General features: G+C 60.5%; 26 protein-coding genes and 1 pseudogene. 14 read left to right on the plus strand and 13 right to left on the minus strand.

Annotated features, from left to right (window positions below):
* Together ACM6HV_RS25455 and ACM6HV_RS25460 are read right to left on the minus strand one after the other, a co-directional pair.
* The gene (locus ACM6HV_RS25455; protein WP_025109427.1) at positions 1–606 is read right to left on the minus strand and encodes a hypothetical protein; all 606 of its coding nucleotides are present in this window, start codon (positions 604–606) and stop codon (positions 1–3) included.
* Positions 607–661: 55 nt separating this feature from the next.
* Complete coding sequence (locus ACM6HV_RS25460) at positions 662–1,138, minus strand: PAS domain-containing protein (RefSeq protein WP_108181702.1); 477 nt, start codon at positions 1,136–1,138, stop codon at positions 662–664.
* Positions 1,139–1,290: 152 nt separating this feature from the next.
* Between ACM6HV_RS25460 and ACM6HV_RS25465 the strand changes: the two genes are divergently transcribed.
* A complete protein-coding gene (locus ACM6HV_RS25465; protein ID WP_041073948.1) occupies positions 1,291–1,746 on the plus strand; it encodes a flavodoxin in 456 nt (151 codons plus the stop codon).
* On the opposite strand, the gene ACM6HV_RS25470 is transcribed toward ACM6HV_RS25465, so the two are convergent.
* Positions 1,736–2,623 carry a LysR family transcriptional regulator gene (locus ACM6HV_RS25470; RefSeq protein WP_108181703.1) on the minus strand — a complete coding sequence of 296 codons (888 nt, stop codon included), beginning with the start codon at positions 2,621–2,623 and terminating at the stop codon, positions 1,736–1,738. The two genes, ACM6HV_RS25465 and ACM6HV_RS25470, sit on opposite strands and share 11 nt — an antisense overlap.
* A 94-nt stretch (positions 2,624–2,717) precedes the next feature.
* On the opposite strand from ACM6HV_RS25470, the gene ACM6HV_RS25475 reads away from it, so the two are divergent.
* From ACM6HV_RS25475 to ACM6HV_RS25495, 5 genes are all read left to right on the plus strand, one after another.
* A complete protein-coding gene (locus ACM6HV_RS25475) occupies positions 2,718–3,104 on the plus strand; it encodes a CidA/LrgA family protein (RefSeq protein WP_041073952.1) in 387 nt (128 codons plus the stop codon).
* Positions 3,094–3,780, plus strand: a complete 687-nt coding sequence (locus ACM6HV_RS25480; RefSeq protein WP_145597426.1) for an LrgB family protein — start codon at positions 3,094–3,096, stop codon at positions 3,778–3,780. Before ACM6HV_RS25475 ends, ACM6HV_RS25480 begins: the two co-directional genes overlap by 11 nt.
* A gap of 131 nt (positions 3,781–3,911) precedes the next feature.
* Positions 3,912–4,694 (plus strand): class II aldolase/adducin family protein, encoded by a 783-nt coding sequence (locus ACM6HV_RS25485; protein ID WP_108181705.1) that lies wholly within the window; start codon positions 3,912–3,914, stop codon positions 4,692–4,694.
* The gene (locus ACM6HV_RS25490) at positions 4,694–5,596 is read left to right on the plus strand and encodes an alpha/beta fold hydrolase (RefSeq protein WP_086793805.1); all 903 of its coding nucleotides are present in this window, start codon (positions 4,694–4,696) and stop codon (positions 5,594–5,596) included. The genes ACM6HV_RS25485 and ACM6HV_RS25490 overlap by 1 nt, the downstream gene beginning before the upstream one ends.
* 136 nt (positions 5,597–5,732) lie before the next feature.
* Positions 5,733–6,644 carry an SDR family oxidoreductase gene (locus ACM6HV_RS25495; RefSeq protein ID WP_414905581.1) on the plus strand — a complete coding sequence of 304 codons (912 nt, stop codon included), beginning with the start codon at positions 5,733–5,735 and terminating at the stop codon, positions 6,642–6,644.
* Between the two features lie 355 nt (positions 6,645–6,999).
* On the opposite strand, the gene ACM6HV_RS25500 is transcribed toward ACM6HV_RS25495, so the two are convergent.
* Positions 7,000–7,794, minus strand: coding sequence for an IclR family transcriptional regulator (locus ACM6HV_RS25500; protein WP_414905582.1), 795 nt, complete (start codon positions 7,792–7,794; stop codon positions 7,000–7,002).
* Between the two features lie 165 nt (positions 7,795–7,959).
* Here ACM6HV_RS25500 and hmgA point away from each other — a divergent pair, with 165 nt between their 5' ends.
* From hmgA to ACM6HV_RS25520, 4 genes are all read left to right on the plus strand, one after another.
* The gene (gene hmgA, locus ACM6HV_RS25505; RefSeq protein WP_414905583.1) at positions 7,960–9,264 is read left to right on the plus strand and encodes a homogentisate 1,2-dioxygenase; all 1,305 of its coding nucleotides are present in this window, start codon (positions 7,960–7,962) and stop codon (positions 9,262–9,264) included.
* A gap of 3 nt (positions 9,265–9,267) precedes the next feature.
* Positions 9,268–10,572: a fumarylacetoacetase gene (gene fahA / locus ACM6HV_RS25510; RefSeq protein WP_414905584.1), complete on the plus strand. Its 1,305-nt coding sequence runs from the start codon at positions 9,268–9,270 to the stop codon at positions 10,570–10,572.
* A 12-nt stretch (positions 10,573–10,584) separates the two neighbouring features.
* A complete protein-coding gene (gene maiA, locus ACM6HV_RS25515; RefSeq protein WP_414905585.1) occupies positions 10,585–11,220 on the plus strand; it encodes a maleylacetoacetate isomerase in 636 nt (211 codons plus the stop codon).
* A 146-nt stretch (positions 11,221–11,366) separates the two neighbouring features.
* Complete coding sequence (locus ACM6HV_RS25520; protein ID WP_414905586.1) at positions 11,367–12,737, plus strand: MFS transporter; 1,371 nt, start codon at positions 11,367–11,369, stop codon at positions 12,735–12,737.
* A gap of 51 nt (positions 12,738–12,788) precedes the next feature.
* Here the strand turns inward: ACM6HV_RS25520 and ACM6HV_RS25525 are convergent, their stop codons facing one another.
* Positions 12,789–13,592 (minus strand): SirB1 family protein, encoded by an 804-nt coding sequence (locus ACM6HV_RS25525; RefSeq protein ID WP_239778757.1) that lies wholly within the window; start codon positions 13,590–13,592, stop codon positions 12,789–12,791.
* Positions 13,593–13,764: 172 nt separating this feature from the next.
* Between ACM6HV_RS25525 and ACM6HV_RS25530 the strand changes: the two genes are divergently transcribed.
* Positions 13,765–14,784: a Glu/Leu/Phe/Val dehydrogenase family protein gene (locus ACM6HV_RS25530; RefSeq protein ID WP_047291790.1), complete on the plus strand. Its 1,020-nt coding sequence runs from the start codon at positions 13,765–13,767 to the stop codon at positions 14,782–14,784.
* A gap of 180 nt (positions 14,785–14,964) precedes the next feature.
* Here the strand turns inward: ACM6HV_RS25530 and ACM6HV_RS25535 are convergent.
* From ACM6HV_RS25535 to ACM6HV_RS25555, 5 genes and pseudogenes are all read right to left on the minus strand, one after another.
* A pseudogene (locus tag ACM6HV_RS25535) lies at positions 14,965–15,219 on the minus strand (YebG family protein); the annotation flags it as partial.
* Positions 15,220–15,407: 188 nt separating this feature from the next.
* Complete coding sequence (locus ACM6HV_RS25540; protein ID WP_414905587.1) at positions 15,408–16,178, minus strand: SDR family NAD(P)-dependent oxidoreductase; 771 nt, start codon at positions 16,176–16,178, stop codon at positions 15,408–15,410.
* Positions 16,179–16,191: 13 nt separating this feature from the next.
* On the minus strand, positions 16,192–17,340 hold the full coding sequence (locus ACM6HV_RS25545) for an NADH:flavin oxidoreductase (RefSeq protein ID WP_414905588.1): 1,149 nt from the start codon (positions 17,338–17,340) through the stop codon (positions 16,192–16,194).
* The gene (locus ACM6HV_RS25550) at positions 17,337–18,590 is read right to left on the minus strand and encodes an AfsA-related hotdog domain-containing protein (protein ID WP_414905589.1); all 1,254 of its coding nucleotides are present in this window, start codon (positions 18,588–18,590) and stop codon (positions 17,337–17,339) included. Before ACM6HV_RS25550 ends, ACM6HV_RS25545 begins: the two co-directional genes overlap by 4 nt.
* A 138-nt stretch (positions 18,591–18,728) precedes the next feature.
* Positions 18,729–19,283 (minus strand): acyl-homoserine-lactone synthase, encoded by a 555-nt coding sequence (locus ACM6HV_RS25555; protein WP_047291800.1) that lies wholly within the window; start codon positions 19,281–19,283, stop codon positions 18,729–18,731.
* Between the two features lie 155 nt (positions 19,284–19,438).
* Between ACM6HV_RS25555 and ACM6HV_RS25560 the strand changes: the two genes are divergently transcribed.
* Both ACM6HV_RS25560 and ACM6HV_RS25565 read left to right on the plus strand, forming a co-directional pair.
* A complete protein-coding gene (locus tag ACM6HV_RS25560) occupies positions 19,439–20,158 on the plus strand; it encodes an autoinducer binding domain-containing protein (RefSeq protein ID WP_145597453.1) in 720 nt (239 codons plus the stop codon).
* Positions 20,159–20,481: 323 nt separating this feature from the next.
* A complete protein-coding gene (locus ACM6HV_RS25565) occupies positions 20,482–20,982 on the plus strand; it encodes a phosphate-starvation-inducible protein PsiE (protein ID WP_003221775.1) in 501 nt (166 codons plus the stop codon).
* Here the strand turns inward: ACM6HV_RS25565 and ACM6HV_RS25570 are convergent.
* From ACM6HV_RS25570 to ACM6HV_RS25580, 3 genes are all read right to left on the minus strand, one after another.
* Positions 20,979–21,296 carry a DUF3509 domain-containing protein gene (locus tag ACM6HV_RS25570; protein WP_108181719.1) on the minus strand — a complete coding sequence of 106 codons (318 nt, stop codon included), beginning with the start codon at positions 21,294–21,296 and terminating at the stop codon, positions 20,979–20,981. The genes ACM6HV_RS25565 and ACM6HV_RS25570 overlap by 4 nt on opposite strands.
* A 304-nt stretch (positions 21,297–21,600) precedes the next feature.
* Entirely contained in the window at positions 21,601–22,902 is a 1,302-nt protein-coding gene (locus ACM6HV_RS25575) for a serine/threonine transporter (protein WP_414905590.1), read from the minus strand.
* Positions 22,903–22,988: 86 nt separating this feature from the next.
* Complete coding sequence (locus ACM6HV_RS25580; protein ID WP_414905591.1) at positions 22,989–24,365, minus strand: L-serine ammonia-lyase; 1,377 nt, start codon at positions 24,363–24,365, stop codon at positions 22,989–22,991.
* Between the two features lie 134 nt (positions 24,366–24,499).
* Between ACM6HV_RS25580 and ACM6HV_RS25585 the strand changes: the two genes are divergently transcribed.
* On the plus strand, positions 24,500–25,447 hold the full coding sequence (locus ACM6HV_RS25585) for a LysR substrate-binding domain-containing protein (RefSeq protein ID WP_047291811.1): 948 nt from the start codon (positions 24,500–24,502) through the stop codon (positions 25,445–25,447).
* Positions 25,448–25,539 lie beyond the last annotated feature (92 nt).

Genomic DNA, 25,539 nt, shown 5'->3' on the forward strand with positions numbered 1-25,539 from the left:
TCAGGTGTGCAGGGCGGGGTGGGTCAGACGGTGTTGTTGCAGGATGAACTGGCGCAGGCGTTCGGTTTCATCGGCATCGGTCTGGCTCAGCTCGTAGGCGTAGAAGCCATGCTCGGTTTCCCGCTCGAAATTGCCGCGCAGGGAGATCCGCTCATAACCTGAAGGGCTGAACCACAGGGCGAAATGCTTGGGCGGTTTGGTCTTGTTGCGCATTTCCAGCAGCACGCCTTTGTGCGACACCTCGTGCACCCACATCATCCCCGGTTGGCCCTTGGCATTTTCCAGCGCGACCGGCTCTTCGAGGGTCAGACGCCATGGGCGAACCATCGGCCCGTCTTCGTAAATGCTCGGTACGCCCAGACGCAGGTGCAAGGCGTGGAATTCGTCTTCCACCAGGTGCAGGGGGAAGGTCATCTGCTGGTTTTCGAAGTTGGCCTGGATGGTCACTTGCTCATGAGCCGCCAGGCGCGTGAGCAGGTCACGGATCTGCGAGCCACCATTGACCAACAGGCTCGACGTCGCATCCCGCACATTGAGTTGCGGGTTGTGCTGCATGGTCTGGATGAAATCCAGCTCATCCTGGGTCAGGAGGGCGTCGCGTTGCATGGCCTGGCTCGAAAGAATTAGTTACAAAGTCATTGGTGATTGTAGTTACTGACACTTAGTTCGCAGTTTTGTTTGCGCCGTTCGTCGCTTTCAGGGCAGAGAGTTCGGCTTGCAAGGCGGCAACCTGTGCTTCCAGTTGCGCGACGCGTTGCTGCGCCTTGACCTGAACCGTGACGTCCTTCTGCACGCCGACGAAATAAGTCTGGCCGTCCTTGTCGTTTTTCACTGTCGACAGCGACAGTTCGTTCCAGAATGGCGTGCCGTCCTTGCGGTAGTTACGCAGGATTTCCCGGCACGCCCCGCCATTGCGCAAGGTGTCGCGAATCCGCGTCAGATTGGCCTGATCGCGGTCGCCGGACTGCAGAAAACGGCAATCCTGGTAGAGAATTTCTTCGCTGGTGTAACCGGTCAGGCGCTCGAAGGCCGGGTTTACGTAAATCAGGATGTTGTCCTGTTCGCCTTCCTTTTCTGCAACCACGATCCCGTCGTTCGAAGCGTTGATCACCATTTGCAGCAGATTGGCGTTGATCATCAATGAATCCTTTCAGTGTCGATATTGGCTGGCATTCTAGAAGTTCCAGCCAGTCTGTCTACTGGCCATCACGGCTATTCAGGCCTGGATCGCGGCTTTTACGTCGGACTGCTACTATCGCCGCTCTTTTTTTCAGCTTCAGGATCAGATTGATGAAAGTCGCCATCCTCTCCGGCTCGGTTTACGGCGCGGCCGAAGAAGTCGCCCGTCACGCGCAGAACCTGCTGAAAGACGCCGGTTTTGAAACCTTCTACAACTCGCGCGCCAGCCTGGCGGATATACAGGCGTTCGGTCCTGAAGCGATTCTCGCGGTGACCTCGACCACCGGCATGGGCGAGTTGCCGGATAACCTGCAGCCGCTGTATTTCAGCCTTCGCGATCAATTGCCAATGGCCTGGCGCGGCTTGCCCGGCGCGGTGATCGGTTTGGGCGATGCCAGTTACGGCGATACGTTCTGCGGTGGCGGCGAGCTGATGCGTGAGTTGTTCGCCGAGCTGGGCCTGCGCGAAGTACAGGAGATGCTGCGTCTGGACGCCAGCGAAAGCGTGACCCCGGAAACCGATGCCGAGCCTTGGCTGGCGCAATTGATCGCCACGCTCAAGGGCTGATCGCGCGCTCGCGCAGCAGGGCCAGCCAGGCCTGCGCGGCTTTCGACAGATAGGCGCCGCGACGCCAGATGAACGCGATATCCCAACGCAGATAATCTGGCGCGCGCAAGGTCAGGCGCACCACGCCCGGACGCTCCAGTGCCCGGGCGACCACGCTCGGCAACAGCACCACGCCTTGCCCGGCCGCCACCAGTGCGACGAGAAAATCCGCCTGACCACTGCGCCCGCCTTCTTTCGGGGTAAAGCCCAATTGCTGGCACGCCTGCAATAGACGGTCATTGAGCACGAAGCTGCGCTGATACAGCAGGAACGGTGTCTCGGCCAACTCCTCCAGAGCAATTTCACCGCGCGCCGCCAGCGGATGATCCACCGGCAGCAACGCGTCGAGCTTCTCATCGCAGAACGGCTGAAAATCGAACTGCGGATCCTTGGGCAGCAAGCTGCCACCCAACTCCAGTTCACCGCTGAGCACCGCCTGCTCGACGTTACGGCTGCCGCCCTCAAGCAATTGAATGCTGATGTTCGGATAGCGCCGTCGATACTCGGCGAACAACCCGGCGAACAGCGCATCGCTGCCCAGCAACGGCAGACCGAGGCGCAATTCGCCGCGCGCCAGTTGGCTCAGATCATCCAGTTCGCTGAGCAACTCCTGACGCAAGCGCAGCATGCCCTCGGCGTGTGACAGCACCACGCTGCCCGCAGCGGTCAGGTGCAACTGGGAGCCGAGCCGTTCGAGCAATGGCGTGCCGAGACTCTGCTCCAGTTGCGCGACTTGTTTGCTCACCGCCGACTGACTGACGTGCAGGGTTTTCGCCGCCTGGGTAAAGCCGCCTTGGCGCATGACTTCGACAAAACTGCGCAGCTGTTTGAATTCCATTGTCCGATTCCGTTTTGGAATAGTCATGAGTCTAACAATTCGCTTCTGGGATGGCAGGCCGCTTCGTAAAATAGCCCCCTGTAAGGAGCCCATCATGAACGCTGCATCCCTCACGTATGTTTCCCGTCTGATAGCAGAACTGGCCGTGTTGCTCGGTCTCTATCTGCTCGGCTGCCAGATCGCCGCGTGGCTGGCCTGGCCAATTCCCGGCGGCGTCATCGGCATGGCCCTGTTACTGCTGGCGTTCGCGTTTGGCTGGGTCAAACCGGCGGCGCTGCAATTGGGTGCCGGATTATTGATGGCCGAGATGCTGCTGTTCTTTATTCCGGCACTCATGAGTCTGCTCGACTACGGCGCACTGCTGCGCGATGACGGTTGGCGGATTCTGCTGGTGATTGGCGCCAGCACCCTGATGGTGATGCTGGTGACGGCCTTTACCGTGGAGTTGGCCGTGCGCCTGAGGCGGTCCCATGAAGCTTGAATGGATGCCGATGTTCTGGCTCGCTTTCACCCTGTTGGCGTACCTGTTCAGTCGCTGGATTTATCGACGCACCGGGCGTTATCTGCTGTCGCCGCTGATTCTGGTGCCGTCGCTGCTGCTGGCGCTCGCCATACCGTTACACACGGCCTATGCCGAATACTCAAGCAACACCCATTGGCTGATGCTGGTGCTCGGGCCGGTGACGGTCGCTTTCGCGGTGCCGATCTGGCAGCAGCGACGTCTGCTGGTGCGGCACTGGTCAGCGCTGTTGCTGGGCATGCTCGCCGGCAGCGCGGCATCGATCGCTACCTCGTTTGGCCTGGCCAGGGCGCTGGCGCTGGATACCTCAGTCACGATGTCGCTGGTGCCGCGTTCGATCACCACGCCGTTCGCCATGCCGCTGGCGCAGGATCTGGGTGGCGTGCCGGAACTGACGGCCGTGTTCGTGATGTTCACCGGCGTGTTCGGTGCGATGCTCGGCGGCGTGCTGCTCAAGTGGCTGCCGCTGCGCAGTGCCTTGGCGCGCGGTGCGTTGTTTGGGGTTGGCGCGCACGGTGCCGGCGTCAGTCGGGCGCATGAAGTGGGCGGTGAAGAGGGCTCGGTGGCCGGGCTGGTGATGGTGCTGACAGGACTGCTCAATCTGTTCGCTGCGCCTTTGTTGGCGTCGTTGCTTTGACATGGATCCAAGCTGTTTGCATGGCTGACCCGCTCAGTCATCAAGCTGGCTGGCAATGCAACTACGTGAGCTCCGGGAGCTGACTAGACTGCTGACACGTGCAAAACAATAAGAACGCAGAGGTGCATACAGTGAGCGTAGCCCCCGTCCAGTCACCCGTTAATGTCAAAGACCAGGTCAGTGCTGCGGAGTGGCAGACCCGGGTCGATCTCGCCGCCTGTTATCGACTGGTCGCCCTGCATGGCTGGGACGACCTGATCTTCACCCACATTTCCGCCAAGGTCCCGGGCACCGAAGACTTCCTGATCAACCCGTTCGGGTTGATGTTCCATGAGATCACCGCGTCCAGCCTGGTCAAAGTCGACCAGGCCGGCAACAAGCTCATGGACAGTCCCTACGAAATCAATCCCGCCGGTTACACCATCCACAGCGCCGTGCACGAAGTGCGGCACGACGTGGTGTGTGTACTGCACACGCACACTGCGTCCGGCGTGGCCGTTTCAGCGCAGAAGCAGGGCGTGTTGCCGATCAGCCAGCAGTCGCTGTTCGTGTTGTCGAGTCTGGCCTATCACGCCTATGAAGGCGTGGCGCTGAATCACGAAGAGAAAGCGCGCTTGCAGGCCGACCTGGGCGAGAACAATTTCCTGATGCTGCACAACCACGGTCTGCTGACCTGTGGCGGCACCATCGCCGACACCTTTCTGATGATGTTCACCTTCCAGCGTGCTTGCGACATTCAGGTCATGGCGCAGACTGGCGGTACTGAACTGATCGCCATCGAACCGCAAATTCTGGCGGGCGCCAAGGCTATGATCGCCGGCGTCACCAAAAGCGCTCAAGGCATGGGCGGCGCGCTGGCCTGGCCGGCGTTGCTGCGCAAACTCGATAAACAAGACCCCGGATATAAACTCTGATGCCTCTTGCCGAGATTCCTCTGTGTGTCTGGCGCAAACGCAGCCGGACATTTGTCTTTCGCGGCCAGTCGATCCGTTACTGGACGGCGGGGCAGGGTGAGCCGCTGTTGCTGATCCATGGCTTTCCAACGGCCAGTTGGGACTGGCACTACTTGTGGCAGCCGCTGGCCCAGCGTTATCGGGTGATCGCCTGTGACATGCTCGGTTTCGGTGATTCGGCCAAACCGTTGCATCACAGCTACAGCCTGCTGGAACAGGCTGATTTGCAGCAGGCGCTGCTGGCCCATCTGCAGGTCGAGCAACCTCTGCATATTCTGGCTCACGATTACGGCGACAGCGTCGCCCAGGAACTGCTCGCGCGGCATTACGAAAACCGGCTCGCCGTCGCCAGTTGCGTGTTCCTCAACGGCGGGCTGTTCCCGGAAACCCATCGCCCGGTGCTGATGCAAAAGTTGTTGCTCAGCCCCTTGGGCTGGATGATTGGCCGGGCCTTCAGCCGTGATGCATTGGTGAAAAGCTTTCGGCAGATTTTCGGCCCGCAGACCGGCCCCAGCGAAAGCGAACTGGATGATTTCTGGAGCCTGATCGAGACCCACCGCGGTCCGCGCATCCTGCACAAACTGATTGGCTACATCCCCGAGCGCCGAGCGCAACGCGACCGCTGGGTAGCGGCCATGCAGCGTGATGACATCCCGTTGCGGGTGATCGATGGCGAAGTCGATCCGGTCTCCGGTGCGCACATGGTCGAGCGTTACCGCCAGTTGATCGCGGGCGCCGACACGGTGTTGTTGCCGGGCATCGGCCACTATCCACAGATCGAGGCGCCGGTGCAGGTGCTCAAACATTATCTGGCGTTTCGTGACCGCCTGGAGTTGCCGCCGCGCAAGGTGGCGTGCTCCTGAAAGATCTTTGATTTTGCTGTTCATCATCCCCCAGCCTTATCGCCCACCATTCAGCCCCTGCCGTGTTCGTTGTGAGCGAAAGCCGCGTGCCTGACACTCGGGATTAATGTCCCTCAGGCCTGCTGGAGTTCCTGCGATGAATGAGTCCGTACGTTTCGAAGATAAAGTCGTGATCGTCACCGGCGCCGGTGGTGGCCTGGGGCGAGCGCACGCTTTGCTGTTCGCCCGGCACGGTGCCAAAGTGCTGGTCAACGACCTCGGCGGCTCGACCCAGGGCGAGGGCGCCAACGCCTCCGCCGCCGACCGTGTGGTGGCGGAAATTCGCGAAGCCGGCGGCATTGCCGAGGCCAACCACGACTCGGTCACCGACGGCGACAAACTGGTGCAGAACGCCCTCGACGCCTTTGGCCGTGTCGACGTGGTGGTGAACAACGCCGGGATCCTGCGCGACAAGACCTTTCACAAAATGGACGACGCCGACTGGGATCTGGTCTATCGCGTTCACGTCGAAGGCGCCTACAAAGTCACCCGCGCCGCCTGGCCGCACCTGCGCGAGCAAAACTACGGCCGGGTGATCTTCACGGCATCCACTTCGGGCATCTACGGCAACTTCGGTCAGTCCAACTACGGTATGGCCAAACTCGGCCTCTACGGATTGACCCGTACCCTGGCCATCGAAGGGCGCAAGAACAACATTCTGGTCAACGCCATCGCGCCCACTGGCGGTACGCGCATGACCGAGGGGCTGATCCCGCCACAAGTGTTCGAACAGCTGAAACCGGAACTGGTCAGTCCGCTGGTGGTGTACCTGGCCAGTGAGCAGTGCCAGGAAACGTCCAGTCTGTTTGAAGTCGGTGGTGGCTGGATGGGCAAAGTGCGCTGGGAGCGCAGCCTCGGCGCCGGGTTCGATCCACGCAGCGGTTTCTCCCCGGAAGACGTCGCGGCGCATTGGCAGCAGATCTGCGATTTCGAAGGGGCGGCGCATCCCAAGGACAATATTGAAGCGCTGAAGGAAATGATGGCGAATCTGCAGAAGTATTCGCTTTGACATCTGCCATGACCGTCAAGCGACCTGTCCCACCGGTATAAATCCCGCCCATAAAAAAGGCCGCTGCAAACGCAGCGGCCAAGGTAAGACGTTGGATCAAGGAGCTACAAATCAACGTCAGTGAACACCGGGGCGATCAATCGAAGCATCGATTCATCTGAAATCGGTCAGCGCAGGCGCGAGTTGCTCGGCAGCCAAGGCTGGTTGCTTTGCGGCGTGTGCCGTGAAAGCCCGCTCAGAATAAGCACTTGAGATCGAAGGAAACAGAGCGATTCCGGACATGCACTGTTACGGGGCATGCAACAGTCGTGTCCGGCTACGCTATTGGGTCACTGAAGGGATTGTGGCTGTTGTTTCAAGGGCGCAGGTCGTCGGCCTGATAGCCCATGCGCCAACTGACGGCGCGTGCCGCCGCCAGCAATCGCCGGGCGGCCGGGCCGTTTTCATCCGCGTGGAACAATGAAGTCGGGCCGACAATCGTCAGTACCGCTGCGATCTGCCCGACGGCGTTGAACACTGGCGCCGACAACGCATCCACGCCCGGCATCAACAAACCGTGCACATGATGCAGACCGCGTTCGCGGATCTGTTCACACAGGCTGACGTAGTTTTTTTCATCGGCCAGCGGATGGTCGGCGATGGCGGTTTCCAGCACGCGCAGTTCATCGGTTTCGCGATGCGGCAGATAGGCACTGAATACCAAGCCAGTGGATGAACTGAGCAGCGGCAATACCGAACCCAATTGCGTGACCACCGTCACCGCGCGCACCGCCGGCTCGATGTGCACCACGGTCGCGCCCTGATTGCCCCACACCGCCAGAAAACAGGTTTCATTCAGTTCATCGCGCAACTCGGACAGCGGCAGGGCGGCGACTTTCAGCACGTCCATACTGTTCAGGGCTGCCAGGCCGACGCGCAACGCTTCACGGCCGAGTCCGTAATGGTTGGTGGCGACGTTCTGCTCGGCGAAACCACTGGCGATCAGAGCCTGAAGATAACGGTGCACCTTGCTGGCCGGCATCTGCACATGTTCGGCCAGACGCGACAGTGAGGTGGAGGGCGATAACTCGGCCAACGCCTTGAGGATGTCGGTACCGACCTCGGCGGAGCGGACTTTCTGTTTGCCATTGCTGTCGCTGGTTTTTTCCATGGTGCGGCCGGGATCCGAAAACGAATGGGCGTCTTTATAGCTTGACGCTGGATAGCGAGCAAATTACGTTATGCGTAATTGAATTACGATAATAACAACCCCGGCGTGCGCAAACCTCTGAGCCAGAGCGATGGGCCACTGCCGACTCCCTGTTCAGGAGGCTCCATGAACCTCGATTCAAACGCGTCGGCGCTGGCGTACCAGTCCGGTTTCGGCAACGAATTCAGCAGTGAAGCGTTGCCTGGCGCCTTGCCCATCGGCCAGAACTCCCCGCAAAAAGCGCCCTACGGCCTCTACACCGAATTGCTCTCCGGCACGGCGTTCACCATGACCCGCAGTGAAGCCCGGCGTACGTGGCTGTACCGGATTCAACCGTCGGCCAATCACCCGGCGTTCGTCAAACTGGAGCGGCAACTGGCCGGCGGCCCGCTGGGTGACGTAACCCCGAATCGTCTGCGCTGGAATCCCCTGCAGATGCCCGCCGAGCCAACCGACTTCATCGACGGCCTGGTTGGCATGGTCGCCAACTCGGCGGCGGAGAAGCCTGCCGGCATCAGCATCTATAACTATTGCGCCAACCGCTCGATGGAGCGGGTGTTCTACAACGCCGACGGCGAGCTGCTGCTGGTGCCGCAACTCGGACGACTGCGCATTGCCACCGAACTCGGTGTACTCGAAGTCGCGCCGCTGGAAATCGCCGTGTTGCCACGCGGTCTGAAATTCCGCGTCGAACTGCTTGATCCGCAGGCGCGCGGTTACGTTGCCGAGAACCACGGCGCGCCGCTGCGTCTGCCGGATCTGGGGCCGATCGGCAGCAACGGTCTGGCCAATCCACGGGACTTCCTCGCGCCGGTCGCTGCCTACGAAAACCTGCAGCAGCCGACGACGCTGGTGCAGAAATTCCTCGGCCAGTTGTGGGGCACCCAACTCGATCATTCGCCGCTGAACGTGGTCGCCTGGCACGGCAACAACGTGCCGTACAAATACGATCTGCGCCGTTTCAACACCATTGGCACCGTGAGTTTCGATCATCCTGATCCGTCGATTTTCACTGTGCTGACCTCGCCGACCAGCGTGCATGGCATGGCCAACCTCGACTTCGTGATCTTCCCGCCACGCTGGATGGTCGCCGAGAACACCTTCCGTCCACCGTGGTTCCATCGCAACCTGATGAACGAATTCATGGGCCTGATCCACGGCGAATACGACGCCAAGGCTGAAGGTTTCGTGCCCGGCGGTGCATCCCTGCACAGCTGCATGAGCGCCCACGGCCCGGACGGCGAAACCTGCACCAAAGCAATCAACGCCGAGCTCAAGCCGACGAAGATCGACAACACCATGGCCTTCATGTTCGAGACCAGTCAGGTGCTGCGTCCAAGCCGTTTCGCCCTCGACTGCCCGCAACTGCAATCCAATTACGACGCCTGCTGGGCCACGCTGCCCGCCACGTTCGACCCGACCCGGAGATAACCCATGACTCAGACTTCCATCACCCGCAGCTGGGTTGCTTCGGCCAACGGCCACGCGGATTTCCCGTTGCAGAACCTGCCGCTGGGCGTATTCAGCATCAACGGCTCGGCGCCGCGCGCGGGCGTGGCGATTGGCGAGCACATTTTCGATCTGCAAGTCGCGCTGGAGGCGGGGCTGTTCGACGGCGTCGCACGTAGCGCTGTCGAAGCCATGCACGGCGGCCTGTTGAACGCCTTCTTCGACCTCGGTCGCGAAGCCCGCGTCGCCTTGCGTACGCGCTTGCTGGAACTGTTCAGCGAGGGCAGCAGCCATCGCGGCGCCATCGAAGCCCAAGGTGCAAAACTGCTTCCTTTGGCTGCCGATTGCCAGATGCACCTGCCGGCACGCATCAGCGATTACACCGACTTTTACGTCGGCATCGAACACGCGCAAAACGTCGGCAAACTGTTCCGTCCGGACAACCCGTTGTTGCCGAACTACAAGCACGTGCCGATCGGTTATCACGGTCGCGCCTCCACCGTGCGCGCCTCCGGTACCGACGTGCGCCGCCCGAAAGGCCAGACCCTGCCGGCCGGTGCCAGCGAGCCGACCTTCGGCCCTTGCGCCCGTCTGGACTATGAGCTGGAACTGGGCATCTGGATCGGTCAGGGCAACGACATGGGCGAGCCGATTGCCATCGGTGACGCCGCCGAGCACATCGCCGGTTTCTGCCTGCTCAACGACTGGTCGGCCCGCGATATCCAGGCCTGGGAATACCAGCCGCTGGGCCCGTTCCTGTCCAAGAGTTTTATCACCAGCGTCTCACCGTGGGTGGTGACAGCCGAAGCGCTGGAGCCGTTCCGTATGGCACAACCTGCGCGCCCTGAAGGTGATCCGCAGCCGCTGCCTTACCTGTTCGACAAGCGCGATCAGGAGGGCGGTGCCTTCGACATCGAACTGGAAGTGCTGCTGCTCACCGAAGCCATGCGCGAGCAGAATCTGCCCGCCCATCGCCTGACCCTGAGCAACACGCGTTACATGTACTGGACCGTCGCACAAATGGTCGCGCACCACAGCGTCAACGGTTGCCAGTTGCAGGCCGGCGACCTGTTCGGTTCGGGCACCTTGTCAGGTCCGGAAAACGGTCAGTTCGGCAGCCTGCTGGAAATCACCGAGGGCGGTAAAAAACCGATCGAACTGGCGTCCGGCGAAGTGCGCAAATTCCTCGAAGACGGCGACGAAATCATCCTGCGCGCGCGTTGCGCCCGAGAGGGTTTTGCCTCGATCGGCTTCGGCGAATGCCGCGGCACAGTGCTGGCGGCGCGCTGACAGGAGCGGCTCATGGATCTCTACACCTATTACCGTTCCACCTCGTCGTACCGGGTGCGTATCGCTCTGGCGCTGAAGGGGCTCGACTACAACGCGCTGCCGGTCAACCTGATTGCGCCGTCCGGGGGCGAGCATCGACAGGCGGCCTATCTGGCGATCAATCCGCAGGGCCGGGTGCCGGCTTTGCGTACTGATGACGGCGAGTTGCTGATTCAGTCGCCGGCGATCATCGAGTACCTTGAAGAGCGTTATCCACAGCGGCCGCTGCTGCCGGAAGACCTCGCCGCCCGCGCCCATGTGCGTGGCGTCGCGGCGGTGATTGGCTGCGACGTGCATCCGCTGCACAACGTCAGCGTGCTCAATCGTCTGCGCCAGCTGGGCCACGAAGAGCCGCAGGTGGTGGAGTGGATTGCGCACTGGATCAGTCAGGGGCTGGCGACCGTCGAGCAGTTGATCGGCGACAGCGGTTTCTGTTTCGGCGAGTGGCCGTGTGTGGCTGACGTTTATCTGATTCCACAGTTGTACGCGGCGGAGCGCTTCGGTGTTTCGCTGGAGGCTTATCCACGGATTTGTCGCGTAGCCGCGTTGGCGGCTGAGCATCCGGCGTTCATCAAGGCGCATCCGGCCAACCAGCCCGATACACCGTAAGACCCTGTGGGCGCGAGCCTGCTCGCGAAGAGGTTGTATCAGCAGACATTCTTTTAGCTGGCACACCGCTTTCGCGAGCAGGTTCGCTCCCACATGGGGTCCGTGTTGCCCCTAAAAAATCATAAAAACAAAACAGGTACCTTGCGATGCACAACCAGATTGCCAGCTTCCGGGCGGCACTCGACGCCCGTCCTGTGTCCCGCTATCAGTGGTTGCTCTTGATCCTGCTCGCCTTGTTGCTGGTCACCGACGGCTATGACGCCCAGGTGCTCGGTTACGTGGTGCCGGCCCTGGCGCAGGACTGGGGCCTGGAGAAAGCCGCCTTCGGGCCGGTTTTCAGTGCCAACCTGTTGGGCCTGACCCTTGGTTCGCTCGCGGTGACGCCGCTGGCTGATCGCTTCGGCGTGCGGCGGATTCTGCTGGCGTGCGTGCTGATCTACGCCACCCTCACGGTGCTGATGGTGTTCGCCGATTCCCTGAATACCCTGATGATCGCGCGTTTCATTTGCGGCATCGGCATGGGTGGCGCGATGCCCAGCGCCATGGCCTTGATGTCGGAGTACTCGCCGCCGCGCCTGCGCACCTTGATGGTCACGCTGGCCGCTTGCGGCTTTTCCTTTGGCGGTGCGGCGGGTGGTTTTGTTGCGGCGGGCTTCATTGATCGCTTTGGCTGGCAAGCGGTGTTCCTCGCCGGTGGTGTCACGCCGTTGCTGCTGTTCCCGTTCCTGTGGTGGATGCTTCCGGAATCGCTGCCGCGTCTGCTGCGTGACGCACCGCCGTATGCGCGCTTGCGCAAAGTCACCGCGCGAATGCTGCCGGACTGGCAGGCGCCGGCCGCCTCGGTCGAGCAGAACGAGCGCGAGCAGGGCAGCAAACTGACCGTGGTCGAGCTGTTCCGCAACGGTTATGCGCGACCGACCTTGCTGATCTGGGCGACGTTTTTTGTCAGCCTGATTCTGCTGTATTTCATGATCAGCTGGCTGCCGACGCTATTGCTCGAAAGCGGTCTGCAACTCAATGAAGCCAACCTGGTGACCTCGATGTTCCTGTTCGCCGGCACCTTGGGCGCGGTGTGCATGGCGTGGTTCGCCGACCGGCTCAAGCGCAAGGTGCGGCTGCTCTGCGCGGTGTTGGCCGGGGCGGCTGTGTGCACGGTTCTGCTGGGCCTGAATCACGACAATCCGCGCTATCTGGTGGCCTGCGTGTTTGCTGCCGGGTTTTGCATCATTGGTGGGCAACTGACGTTGAACGCCTTCGCCAGTAACTTCTATCCGGCGCAGGTGCGCGCCACGGGCACTGGCTGGGCGCTGGGGGTAGGGCGCTTCGGTTCGATCCTCGGGCCACTGTTTGGCAGCCTGTTGCTGGCGATGCACATTCCGGTGGCGCAGATATTTTTCTTCTGCGCGATTCCGGCGGTTATTGCGGCACTGCTGATCATCCAGGTGCGTTCGCCCTCAGATATCCCGCAATCCAATGTGGGAGCGAGCCTGCTCGCGAAGAACGATAACGCGGTTTAAAGGATAAACCGAGACGCCTGCTTCGCGAGCAGGCTCGCTCCCACACAGGAATTAGTGGACCACGGAATTCGGAGGCAGGTGCCCGAGCCGTTCGGTCAGGCGCAGGCGCTGGATCGGATCGTCGCTGAGCAGCAGCGCATGTTCCAGATCGAAGCGTTCGGCGTTGGGGCAGTCGAGGCGCTGATACAGGCTGGCGCGGGCCAGATAATCGGCAGCGCTGGCACCGCCCAGTTCCAGCACCCGTTCGGCATCGATCAACGCAGCGATGTAATCCTCGTGCGCCAGATGCAACTGGCGCAGGTTGCGTGACAGGCGCTGCAGCATTTGGACCGGGGTGGCGACCAATAGATGCTCGGCATTGAGTTTCATGTGCGCGCCGTACTGACGCTGCAACAACTCGCGGCAATCATTCGGATAAAGCCGCCGACCGCCGCAGGGATCCAGCAAGTGATCAGCGCCGGGCACCCGCAGCAGGAAATGCCCGGGGAAGTTCACGCCGACCAGCGGAATCTCCAGACTGCGCGCCAGTTCCAGGGCTATCAGGGACAGGCTCAGTGGCTGGCCGCGACGGGTCTGCAACACTTTGTGCAACAACGCGACCTGTGGGCGCAGCGGCAAAAAATCATCCTGGGCGAAGCCCAGATCATTCATCCGCCGCAGCAACGGTTGCGCCAGTTCGCTGACCGGCAGCATCGGCAAGCCGTGGCTGACGCGCTGTTGCAGCTCCTTGAAGTCCTGTTGCAGTGCTTCGACATCCAGGCCTTTTTCGTGCTCGGCAGCCATCCACAGCGCCGCTTCGAACAGTGCGGGCGGTGAACGGTGCAGACACTCGAAAAAACGTTGGCGCGGACTCATCGAAATCTCCGGGGCATGCCTCGTTTTAGCCCCGTCCATGCCATTCGTCCAGTACCGGCCGGGTTATGCCGCAAAGTCGCCGTCGGCGCCGACGCTTATTCCGGTGCGCTTCAGCAATTTTTGGGCGCAAGCCTATACTGGCGACTACCAGAAGTGATTCGGGAGCCTGCCGATGTTCGCTCTCATGCAAAGCACTCGCCTGGAATCGCTGCACCTCAGCGTTGACCCGGTCACCGGGTTGAAGGCGGTCATTGCCATTCATAACAGTCGCCTCGGGCCTGCCCTGGGCGGTTGCCGTTATCTTGCCTATCCCAACGACGAATCCGCAGTCGAGGACGCCATTCGCCTCGCGCAGGGCATGAGCTACAAAGCGGCGCTGGCCGGACTGGCCCAGGGCGGCGGGGTGGCAGTGATCGTACGCCCGGCGCATGTGGAAAACCGCGGTGCGCTGTTCGAGGCTTTCGGGCGCTGCATCGAGCAGCTCGACGGTCGCTACATCACCGCCATCGACAGCGGCACGTCGGTGGCGGACATGGATTGCATCGCCCAGCAGACCCGGCATGTCACCAGCACCACCTCGGCCGGTGACCCGGCACCGCACGCGGCGATGGGGGTGTTCACCGGAATTCGCGCCACCGCCATGGCGCGGCTGGGCAGCGACAATCTCGAAGGATTGCGCATAGCGATTCAGGGGCTGGGGAATGTGGGTTATGCACTGGCGGAACAACTGCATGCGGCGGGCGCCGAATTGCTGGTCAGCGACATCGATCACGGCAAGGTGCAACTGGCGATGGAGCAACTCAACGCGCATCCGATCGCCAACGATGCGTTGCTCAGCACACCGTGCGACATCCTTGCGCCGTGCGGCCTCGGCGGGGTACTCAACAGCCACACAGTGACGCAACTGCGTTGCTCGGCGGTGGCGGGTTCGGCGAACAATCAACTGACGCATCTGGACGTGGCTGATCAACTGGAGCGTCGGGGGATTCTGTATGCGCCGGATTACGTGATCAACGCGGGCGGGTTGATTTATGTCTCGCTCAAGCATCGCGGTGAAGAGCTGGGGACGATCACTGCGCATCTGTCGAAGATTTCCTCGCGACTGACCGAAGTGTTTGCCCATGCGCAGGCCGAGAAACGCTCGCCGGCGCGGGTGGCGGACGAGTTGGCGGAGAAAGTCCTGTATCGCTGAAAAGCAAAAGATCGCAGCCTGCGGCAGCTCCTGCAATGGAATGCGTATTCCCTGTAGGAGCTGCCGCAGGCTGCGATCTTTTCGATTAAAACGTTGTTACTTGGCAGCTTTCGCCGCTTTTGCCGGTTTGACCGGCGCTTCATCGGATTCTGCCGGCCCAGTCTCTTCAGCCACTGGCTCGGCCGGTGCATTGATCAGCTCCGACAGCGCATCAGGCTGGCTCTTGAACGCCTTGGCGAACACATCGCGGTTCTTCGCCATGTAGATCCCGACTTCTTCAACCTGTTGCTCGTTCAGCGACGGCACGGCTTTTTGCAACACTTCGGACAGCATCTCGGCCAGTTCGAGCATTTTGTCATGACGGTCAGCTTCGGCTTTATCCATGAACAAGCGCTCCAGATCTCGGCTGCTGCGGTATACCACTTCGACGGCCATTCACCACCTCACATGCCTTCACATTTAGTTGTCTTAGCGACTACTGTATTTATATACAGCGAAAGGATAAGCGAATCCCTGCGCTTTGGGTAGTGGCTTTTCAATGTAGACCGGATTCGGCGATTTTCCTGATTTACGCCCCTCAAACAAAACGACCCGCACACGGCGGGTCGTTGGTTTATTTGATTTCAGAACTTGCCGCTGGCGTAACCCCCATCGATGGGCATGATCACACCCGTGACGTAAGCAGACTGATCGCTGAGCAGCCAGAGCACCGCGTTGGCCACTTCGTCCGCCGTGCCGAAGCGCTTCATCGACGTCACGTTGATTTTGCGCTGGGTATTTTCCGGTGCGGCTTTCAGGCGTGCCTCGCTGTTCATGCCGCCAAGGATCGGCCCGGGGGCGACCGCATTGACGCGAATGCAGCCACCGTCTTCCAGCCGCGCATTCTCGATCGACGCCACCTGGGTCATGCCATTGATCGCCTGCTTGCTGGCGACATAGGCCACCTGGCCGCCTATCGGCACCACGCCGGCGCAGGACGAGGTGTTGACGATGGCCCCGGTGCCGCGGTCGAGCATCAGTTGCAGTTCATGACGCATGCAGTGGTAAGTGCCGTTGACGTTGATGTTCATCACCTTCATCCAGTCATCCGGGCACGATTGCGCGAGCGCTGCGTACTTGGCGGTCACGCCGGCATTGTTGAACGCGCAATCGAGGCGGCCGTAGGCCGAATGAATAGTCGCGAACGCCTGCTCGACCTGCGCCGGATCCCCGACATCGCAGGCGATGAAGCGGCAGTGTTCACCCAGCCGATCGGCCAGCGCCGCGCCTTTTTCCTCGTCCCGGCCGAACACGATCACCTCGGCGCCGGCCTTGATCAGGCGTTCGCTGACGGTCTCGCCAATGCCGCTGGTGCCGCCGGTGACCAGGCATACTTTTCCCAGAAAATCGTACATATGTCGCATCTCCTTATGCCAACGCGGGGCGTAAATATTTCGGGTTCACGCAGCAATACACCCGATCCAGTCGCGGATTGCTCTTGTCGCTGAAGCACTGGCTGTCCCACCGGCATTTGTGGATATCGGCGGAGCGGCCCTGCAGGGTTTTGTTGATCAGGTCGTTGTCGGCAAACAGCGCCCGCGACATCCCCACCCAATCGCATACGCCGTCGGCGAGCAACTGCTCGGCCTTGTCCAGACCGTCGATGAAACCGGCGTAACCCACCGGTACTGTCGACACCGACTTGATCGCCCGCACTCCGGCTTGCAGGTAGTGGTCCATGGTCTCCGAATGCACGATCAACTGGCCGAAAGTCGCGCCCATGCACATCGAACATTCCAGCGCGGCAACGCCGGCCTGACAGAGCGCCTGCACGGTTTCCTTGAGATCCGGATATTGCAGCCCTTCAGCGCCCAGACGGTCGTCGATGCCCAGACGAATAGTGACGATCAGTTGGCCCTGGGTGCGCTCGCGGATGGCCCTGACCACCTCGAGCAACAGCCGCGCGCGGTTCTCTTCGCTGCCGCCATAGCGGTCGGTGCGCTTGTTGGTGTGCGGTGAAAGAAAGCTGCTCAGCAGGTAGCCGTTGGACGCCTGCAACTGCACCAGGCGTGCGCCGTTGGTCCAGGCCAGCCAGGCGGAATGGGCGAACTGCTCGATCACCAGGGCGATGTCGGTTTCGTCCATGATCCGCACGCGATAATCCGGATCAAGTTTCGATACGCGCGGGCAGGGCACGCCGCTCGGGGTCAACACGGCAACCCCGGTGTGCGTGGTGGTGCCTTGGCCGCCGTAATGCTGCAACTGCACACCCACCGGCGTGTTGACCTGCTCGGCCATGGCGAACATCGCCCTGAGCGATTCGCCCTGATGCGCTTCGAACAGGCCGAGCCCGGTGCTCTGTAAGCGCGACTGCGGCGAGACCGTGGCGTTGCACAGAAACGCCATGGAGCAGCCGCCCTCCATGATGCCCTGATAAAACTCGATCATGGCGGGCGTCACGCACCCGCTGTGATCGGCCAGGTCCACGCCCATCGACGCGAAGAACAGCCGATTGCGCAACTCCAGCCCGCCGGCCAGCCGCAGCGGCTCCAGCACGTGGGGATAGCGCGTCATCATGCTTCCTTCCTGTGTTCGGGCATTGCGCTGGTCTGATCGAAGGTCATCCACACCGGTTGTCCGAGAGCGGGCGCCGGGGCCGGGGCGGTTTCTTCGTGGGAGAAGTAAGCGAATTGTTTGAGCACCTCGCGCCACTTGAAGCGCAACGGCGAATCCAGCTCTGCCAGATGCAGTTTGAGCGTGCCGGCCTTTGCCGCGTCGCTGGCGTGCAGCGATTGCAGCGATTGCAGCGGCAGACTGAGCATCCCTTCGCTTTCCAGATACAGGTAAACGTGGCCGCGCTCGGAGCCGTCGAGCGGGCTGTCGCATTGCACTTGCAGCCCGGCCATCGACAACAGCTCGAGACGGGCGGAGAGGTGACTCCCGGAATCCAGGCGCACCAGCACTTCATGGCGTATGCCCTTGAGCGGGCGGAACCAGCAGGCCGGGTCGATGTTGATATTCCGCATGCGCTTGAACACCGGCATCTTGATCACTTCGCCATGCAGGCGAATGTCGGCCACCAGTTCGCCGCGCTGGAAGAATCGCGCACGCTTGTCGACCTTGCGCGCCCGTGGCTGCGCCATGCTTTCGTAGTCGCCGACCAGCACATCCACCTGAAACGAAGACTCGGTGTAACGGGGAAAACTCGACAGCAGATCAACAATGGAAATCGACACCTCGCCGCGGGCGTAACCGCTGTGCTCGTAGAACTGCGCGTACATGGCCTGGCGTGCCGCTTCGATCAGCATCAAGCCAGGCACGTGCTCGTGGTGCTTGCGGTAGAAAAAGTAATTGGCGGTGTCGTTGAACAGGGTGAAATACAGCAGGCCCTGCTGCGGGCAGCCGTCCAGGGTTTTCAGGACATCATGCACCTGCCGGCGCTGATCGAGGCTCAGGCCATTGCCGCAACCGGGCAGTCGCGCCAGTTTGGCTTCGGTGCTTTCCAGCACCCAGGCGCCGCTGAGGATCAGGTGGTCGGTAGTCTTTTCGTAATTCGTCAGCAGTTCCGGCAGACAGTCCGACAGACCCGCCTGTTCGAGCGCCTGCAGGTCGATGATGGTTGGCAGTGAACGCAGCACCAGACGCTCGCTGTCCAGCCGATAGGCCTGATTGATAATCTCCAGATCCACCGGATCAAGGTTCGCCCGTTGCACGATGGCGGCAGGCAACCAGGCCGGCAGCAAGTGGTGAGCGTCGTAAATCAGCACATCGTCGTCGTGGCCCTTGTGGACGATGTCTTTGGCAACTTTCCTGTGCATGTCGATCATGATCATCCCTCTGTGTTGAACGTTGGTTTAAGGCAGTTGCTATCCATGGCGTGAAATCGACCCACACCGAAAGGTGCTGCTCGACGCGTGTCAGCAGCTTCAGTTGATGTGTTTTTTGTTATCGTGTGTCGGGCAGTTTTACTGCACCGTGATGTAGCAGGCGCCGAGGGTTCGGTTGTCCAGGACCTGTGGCGGTGCCAGCCATTTGTAGTCAATGCCGCCACGTTTGAGCAGGCGGCCGATGGCGATCGGGGACACCGACACCAGATGTGAAACGCCGCAGGTTCGGGCGTACTCCAGCGTGGCCATGAACAGGCCGACGGTATTTTCGTCGGACATCACTTGTTCGTTTTTGCCGCCCTCGGCATCGAGGTCCAGTGAGGTGAAGCGTGACAGCTCCCAGATGTCATCGCCGCACGGTGCAGGCTGGTCACCGAGCAACGCGGTGAACACCTCACTCAGTAAATACGGCTGGGTGGTCGGCAACAGGCGTGCGCAACCTTTGATGTTGCCGTCTTGTTCTTGCGCAACGATGTAATGGGTGCCGCTGTGGTCGAACTGATCAAACTCGAAATCGTCCGGTGTTGATAATTGCCAGCCGAGGCGTTCGACAAAGACCTGATAGCGATATTGAGCCAAGCGTTGACGCTTTACTGTCGTCAACTGGTCATAACGTCCTGACAAGTAATCCATCACAGATTCCGTTTAGTGATTGGTTGGGTGGCGATTAAAGTGCACACTGCGCTCGCAGACTACCTGTCACCCTTGACAGCTAGCGGAAACATTTGGAAATATGCTAGGCATGTTGGCAAGAGGCCGACAGCAATAACTGTGGGAAAGGAATCTCTATGTCATATTGGCAGGCTGAACTGTTGGAAAACGCCATGTCTGCAACGGATGTCGAGTTGTTGTTCGACAATATCAAGACCGTTGCCAGGCAGTTGGAGTTTGATTATGTGGCCTATGGTTCACGCAGGCTTTTCCCCATCACCAAACCTTGCCTGTTTCTCGCCAATAACTATTCGCCGGCCTGGCAAGCTGCCTATTCCGCCAATCGTTACCTGGACATCGACCCTTACGTGATGCGCGCAATGCGCAGCGTGAAACCGGTGCTGTGGGATGCGGAACTCAAGGCTCAGGCACCCGACTTCTGGCAGGAAGCGCATGCTCATGGCATCTGCGAAGGTTGGGGGCAGACGCTGCTGAACAGCGAAACTCAAGGGCTGGTGACGTTTGCCCGGGGCAGCGAAGCGATCACCGCACTGGAACTCGAAACCAAGCAGGCAGCGCTTTCATGGCTGGCCCAGATCACCCATCTGGGCCTGACGCGCCTGCAAATGCGCGGCGCCGATTCGGTAATCCCGGTACCGATAGAACTGTCGCAAAGGGAAAAGGAAATTCTGCAATGGACCGCTGACGGAAAGTCATCTGACGATGTTTCGGTGATCCTCGGCATCAGCAAAAGGACCGTAAACTTCCATATAAACCATTGCCTGAAGAAACTCGGTTGCCAAAACAAAATCGCCGCGGCCGTTAAAGCTTCGCTGATGGGTCTGCTCTGGAAATAATTACACGAGTAATTTATTCGATAACTAACTGGTGAATTACCGGGGGAGTGTGCGCGAGTTCACAGAATGACCCGGTTAACAATATTTCATTTATAAGCTAATGCTTTTTCAGCGTAACGAACTTATCAAGAAACTTTAGTTGGATCGTCACAATCATTCCTGTCGACGGTGTCTGTTCAACGGTGCGACCAAACGCCACGGCGCAGGTTTCATCCCGGCTCGCCATGATGCGTGGCCTCGTTTCTGCATGACGCAAAGCGCATACGGAAAACCGTCACGTCCAACCGGCATCATCCGCTCGCATCGGGCTAAGGAACATCATCGTGAAAATCAACTGGGCCGAGAAATTGCGGCAAAACGTGCATCAACTGGCCGAGTCCCTGGGCAACCTGTTTGTCGAGACCTTCCACTACCTGGCGCTGTTCGCCATCGGTGCGGTGACCGCGTGGGCGGCGGTGATGGAATTTCTCGGCATGCTCGAAGAAGGCCACATCAAGATCGATGACATTCTGTTGCTGTTCATCTATCTGGAACTGGGCGCAATGGTCGGGATTTACTTCAAGACCAACCACATGCCAGTGCGCTTCCTGATCTACGTGGCGATCACTGCGCTGACCCGCCTGCTGATCTCCAACGTCTCGCACCACAACCCGCCGGACATGGGCATCATCTACCTGTGCGGCGGCATTCTGTTGCTGGCGTTCTCGATTCTGGTGGTGCGCTACGCCTCGTCGCAATTCCCGTCGGTGAAGATCGAAAAACCGCAACGCAAACTCGGCGCCGGTTCCGGTGAACACCCCGAGATCGAGAAGGGCGAGCTTTAAAGTCCCATCGACGGCCGAGGCTGGCCGTTGTTCTGCTGCGGTGGCGGGGGCAGCCCGTCGCCGCTGGTCATCGCTTCCAGGATCGCCATGGCACTGTGGCCCTGTTCGATGGCAATGCCGAATTGAATGCTTTGCACCAGCCGTTTGAGCCGTACCGGGTCGTTGCGCTGTTCGGCGCTGATCATCCGTTTGGCGACGATTCGGCCGCTGTTGGACAGGGTCAGCATGATGCTGCCGTCCAGCCCCTGAATGCTCAGGTTGATCTGATAGTCCGGCGCGAAGGCATCGGTAATGATCTGAAAAGGGTTGTCCATGATGCGTCACCGCCTGATTGAACGTGCAGTTGTTGACCGGCCGTGATCGGGTTGGTTCGCCATACCGGACCATCGGCCATTCCGTGGCCTGTGTTGTTGCTTTATGTAGGAGCTGCCGCAGGCTGCGATCTTTTGCTCTGCAGCGTCTTGATGTGCGTCATGCAGATCAAAAGATCGCTGCCTCGTTGCACTCGTCAGCTCCTGCACAGGTCATAGCAAGGGCTGTGCCGGGAAAATTGTTGGACAATGGATACGGCGTAAAAAAGGCGAGCCCCTGGCTCGCCTTCGTCATTTATGGCCCGTTTCAGGGCAGAACCGAGTAGATGATCGCCGACAGTGCAATCAGGCCGATCAGCACCACGAACACGTTGGAGGCCTGTCCCGAGTACTGGCGCAAGGCTGGCACCCGGCGGATGGCGTACATCGGCATCAGGAACAACAGGCAGGCAATCACCGGCCCGCCGAGGGTTTCGATCATGCCCAGAATGCTCGGGTTGAAGGTGGCGACGGCCCAGCAACTGAGGATCATGAACAGCGCGGTCGCACGGTTCAGCCAGCTCGCCGACATCACTTTGCCACGGCTCCGCAAACTCTTGACGATCATGCCCTGAAAGCCTTCGCTGGCGCCGATGTAGTGGCCGAGGAAGGATTTGGTGATCGCCACCAGCGCAATCAGCGGCGCGGCGTAGGCGATGACCGGGGTCTGGAAGTGGTTGGCCAGGTACGACAGGATCGAAATGTTCTGCGCCTTCGCTGCTGCAAGATCGGCCGGCGATAGCGCCAGTACGCAACTGAAGCAGAAGAACATCACCGTCACCACCATCATGCCGTGGGCCATGGCGAGGATGCCGCTGCTCTTGCGTTCGGCCTCCGCGCCGTAACGCTGTTTCTGATCGACCGCGAAGGCGGAGATGATCGGTGAGTGGTTGAACGAGAACACCATCACCGGGATCGCCAGCCACAGGGTCTTGAGGAACATCGACAGCGGCATTGCCTCTTGAGCGCTGGCGAAGAACGCGCCGTTCCAGTTCGGAATCAGACTGAGGCCGAGTAACAGCAGCGCGGCGACGAACGGGTAAACCAGCACGCTCATGGCTTTGACGATCACGTTCTGGCCGCAGCGCACGATCGCCATCAGGCCGAGGATCAGCACCAGCGACAGGATTGCCCGTGGTGGCGGGGCGATGTGCAACTGGTGTTCGAGAAAACTGCTCAGGGTGTTGGTCAGCGCCACGCTGTACACCAGCAGGATCGGAAAAATCGCAAAGAAATACAGCAGGGTAATCAGCTTGCCGGCGCCGATACCGAAGTGTTCTTCGACGACTTCGGTGATGTCGCCGGAACGCCCGGACAGCACGAAGCGGGTCAGTCCCCGGTGGGCGAAGAAGGTCATCGGAAAGGCTAGCAGCGCCAGAATCAGCAACGGCCAGAAACCGCCGACGCCGGCATTGATCGGCAGGAACAATGTGCCGGCACCGATGGCGGTGCCATACAGACCGAGCATCCAGGTGGTGTCGGATTTGCTCCAGCCCTTGTGGGCAACTTCGGTGTTGCGTGTGCGATCTACAGCGGGATTTTCGGCAGCAGGTGTACGTACATCGGTCATCGTTTTTGCCTCGTTATTATTTTTGCTCGGGCTCACGGTTGGCAGGCCGCAAGTTGCGGCCTGCCGGGGCGGTCAGGGAATGCGCGTCAGCACTCCACCCAGCTCACGGCCAGGCCTCCCCGTGAAGTCTCTTTGTATTTGTCGTGCATGTCGGCGCCGGTGTCGCGCATGGTGCGGATCACCCGGTCGAGGGAAATGAAGTGTTTGCCGTCGCCGCGCAGGGCCATTTGTGTGGCATTGATCGCCTTCACGGCGGCGATGGCATTGCGCTCGATGCACGGCACCTGTACCAGGCCGCCGACCGGGTCGCAGGTCAGGCCGAGGTTGTGTTCCAGGCCGATTTCGGCGGCGTTTTCCAGTTGCTCCGGGGTCGCACCCAACACTTCAGCGAGGCCCGCCGCGGCCATCGCGCAGGCCGAACCGACTTCGCCCTGGCAGCCGACTTCAGCGCCGGAGATCGAGGCATTTTTCTTACACAGAATGCCGACAGCGGCGGCGCCCATGAAGAACGCGACCACGTCATCGTCAGACGCGTCCGGATTGAATTTCATGTAGTAGTGCAGCACCGCCGGAATGATCCCGGCCGCGCCATTGGTCGGCGCGGTCACCATGCGCCCGCCGGCAGCGTTCTCTTCGTTAACGGCGAGGGCGAAAAGGTTGACCCACTCCATCGCCGACAGCGTCGAACTGATGACATTCGGCTTGCCGATTTCCTGCAGGCTACGGTGCAATTTCGCCGCGCGGCGCGGCACGTTCAGACCACCGGGCAGGATGCCTTCGTGGCGCAGGCCTTGCTCGACACACTCGCGCATCACTGACCAGATGTGCAGCAAACCGTTACGGATTTCAGCGTCGCTGCGCCAGGCCCGTTCGTTGGCCATCATCAGCTCCGACACGCGCAAGTTGTGCTGCTTGCACAGGCTGAGCAGTTCGGCGGCGCTGGAAAAATCGTACGGCAGCACCACGTCGCCGGCCGGCGCCACACCGGACTCGGCTTGCGCCGCTTCGACGATGAAACCGCCGCCAATCGAGTAGTACGTTTGCGTGAACAGCTCGGCGCTTTCGCCAAAGGCTGTCAGCGACATGGCGTTGGGGTGGTAGGGCAGGCTTTCGTCCAGCAGCAGGAGATCGTGCTGCCAGTTGAAGGAAATTTCTCTCTGGCCGGCCAGAAGCAACTGGCCGCTTTCGCGCAGTTGCTGGATGCGTGGGTCGATGGTCGAGGGATCAATGCTGTCCGGCCATTCGCCCATCAGGCCCATGACCGTGGCGCGGTCGGTGGCGTGGCCGACACCGGTGGCCGACAGCGAGCCGTACAAACGGATTTCCACGCGGCGCACATCGTTGAGCAGACGTTGCTCGATCAACGCCTGAGCGAAGGTCGCGGCAGCGCGCATCGGGCCGACGGTGTGGGAACTGGACGGACCGATGCCGACTTTGAATAGATCGAAAACACTGATAGCCATGCTAAACCCTTACAAGCAATGGAGTAGGAATCGCTGCCATTTTTGTAGGACAAGCGCAATGTCGGCGATACTGCCCACCTCGGTCCTACGTGACCAACGAAACTTCCTAAGAAAGCCTTTAGCAGGACTAAACGATGAGTCGTCAATTGCACGCCCAGACCTATGTCTGGCTGCAGGTGTTTTCCTGTGCCGCGCGGCACCTGTCGTTCACCCGTTGCGCGGAAGAGCTGCACATCACCCCGGGGGCGGTCAGTCAGCAGATTCGCCAACTGGAAGAGCGTCTGGGCTTTCGCCTGTTTCATCGCCGGGCGCGGGGTGTCGAGTTGAGTGCGGAAGGCCAGCGGCTGGCCATCACCGTCAATGAGGCCTACGGCAACATCGATGCTGAATTGCGTCGGCTGGATGCCGGGATGATCAGCGGGATTCTGCGGGTGCGTTCGATTCCGTCGTTCCTCAGCAAATGGCTGACCCCGCGTTTGCCGCGCCTGCAACAGCGTTATCCGGACATCCAGTTACGGCTGGTGGCCGAGGACAGCAGCGTGCCGTTGCACGAGGGCGATTTCGATCTGGCGATTGACCTGAACGACGGCAGTTATCCGGGACTGTTATCCACAGCCTTGCTCGATGAGCAGATTTTTCCGGTGTGTGCGCCGAGTTTGTTGCGCGGACGCCCACCGCTGCATGGGCCGGCGGATCTGGTGCATTTCCCGTTGTTGCACGACATCACCGCCTGGCGCGGCAGTTATGAATACGCGGAGTGGGAGTTCTATCTGAATGCGATTGGCTTTGAAGGCGCCGACGTACGGCGTGGGCACACGTTCAATCGCAATCACCTGACCATCGAAGCGGCGATCGCCGGTATGGGCGTGGCGATTGCCCGGCGCACGTTGCTCAACGATGAGCTGGAGCGCGGGACGTTGATCGTGCCGTTCGGGCTGTCGGTGCCTAACCACAAGCGCTATGTATTGCTCTATGCGCCGGGGGCGTTGAGCCATCCGGGCGTGCGCGCGGTGCATGACTGGCTGGTGGAGGAGGCGGGGATTTTCCGCAGCTTGCACCCGTTGAACGACGGGCAATTGTGAGCAGATTTTGCAGGGTTGCCAGGCGACCCAACTCCCGACCTTACCAGTGACGTGCTCGGTTGTCCGGCTTTTTTTGCGAATGAATATTTATC

It is taken from the genome of Pseudomonas sp. IT-P260 (genome assembly GCF_949768395.1).
GTDB classification, from domain to species: domain Bacteria; phylum Pseudomonadota; class Gammaproteobacteria; order Pseudomonadales; family Pseudomonadaceae; genus Aquipseudomonas; species Aquipseudomonas parakoreensis.